Origin of the sequence: Mycobacterium sp. shizuoka-1 (genome assembly GCF_002723835.1) — a bacterium.
GTDB lineage: Bacteria > Actinomycetota > Actinomycetes > Mycobacteriales > Mycobacteriaceae > Mycobacterium.
Genome location: NZ_BEWG01000015.1, coordinates 62,834 through 64,302 on the forward strand (window position 1 = coordinate 62,834; position 1,469 = coordinate 64,302).

1 protein-coding gene is annotated in these 1,469 nt (G+C 69.1%); it reads left to right on the forward strand.

From position 1 onward, the window contains the following. The first annotated feature begins 89 nt into the window (after positions 1-89). Entirely contained in the window at positions 90-1,451 is a 1,362-nt protein-coding gene (locus MSZK_RS04080; protein ID WP_099245097.1) for a wax ester/triacylglycerol synthase family O-acyltransferase, read from the forward strand. The last annotated feature ends 18 nt before the right edge of the window (positions 1,452-1,469 follow it).

Below are 1,469 nucleotides of genomic sequence, written 5' to 3' on the forward strand. Positions count from 1 at the left end.
GGCGGTGGGGGCGGCGGCGGTCACCGCTGACGCTGTGTGACGAACCGGCGTAACGGGCACACGGGGTACAACCGACGCGGAGGTCCTCGATGGAGCTGATTTCGCCGACCGATTCGATGTTCTTGCTGGCCGAATCGCGCGAACATCCCATGCATGTCGGCGGACTGCAACTGTTCGAACTGCCGGAGGGGGCCGGCCCGGAGTTCTTGGCGGACATTTACACCGAAATGCTCGCCTACTCCGACGTCCAGCCGACGTTCCGCAAACACCCCGGTGAACTACTCGGCGGCATCGCGAATGTCGCCTGGTCCTTCGACCGCGATATCGACCTGGAATACCACCTGCGGCGCTCCGCCCTGCCATCGCCAGGGCGGGTTCGCGAACTGCTCGAGCTCACCTCCCGGATGCACGGCACCCTGCTCGACCGGCACCGGCCGCTCTGGGAGACCCATCTGGTCGAGGGGCTCAACGACGGGCGGATCGCGGTCTACACCAAGGTCCACCACGCGCTGCTCGACGGCGTCTCGGCGATGAAGTTGATGCGCCGCTCGCTGTCGCTGGATCCGCAGGACGGCGAGGTGCGCGCGCCGTGGAGCCTGGGACCGCGGCCGCGCACCAAGGACCGGCGCACGTCGTCGCGGACCGGCGAGCTGGCACGGCTGGCCGGATCGATCGCGGGCCTGGCTCCCTCGGCGTTGACGCTGGCCCGGGCCGCGCTCCTCGAGCAGCAGTTGACGTTGCCGTTCGGCGCACCCAAGACCATGTTCAACGTCCCGATCGGCGGGGCCCGTCGCTGCGCCGCCCAGTCCTGGCCGATCAAACGGTTCGTCGCGATCAAGGACGCCGCCGGTGTCACCCTCAACGACGTCGTGCTGGCGATGTGCGCAGGCGCGCTGCGGGCCTACCTCATCGAGCAGGACGCGCTGCCCGACCGTCCGCTGATCGCGATGGTGCCGGTGAACCTGCGCTCCGAGGACGACACGTCCAGCGGCGGGAACATGGTCGGCAGCATTCTGTGCAACCTGGCCACCGACACCGCCGACCCCGCCGACCGGCTGGCCGCCATCCACGACTCGGTCACCGGCAACAAGGACGTGTTCGGCCAGCTGCCCAGGCTGCAGCAACTGGCCCTGTCGGCGTTCAACGTCGCGCCGCTGGCGCTGACCTTGGTGCCGGCGCTGGGTGCCGCGGTCGCGCCGCCGTTCAACATCGTGATCTCCAACGTGCCCGGCGCCCGTGAGCCGTTGTACTGGCGCGGTGCCCGGTTGGACGGCAACTACCCGCTGTCGATCGCGCTGGACGGGCAGGCGCTCAACATCACGCTGTCCAACAACGCCGACAATCTCGACTTCGGGCTGGTGGGGTGCCGCCGCAGCATCCCGCACCTGCAACGGCTGCTGGGCCACCTCGAAGACTCGCTGACCGCGCTGGAAGACGCGGTCGGCGGCTAGCGCACAGAGAAGCGGGGG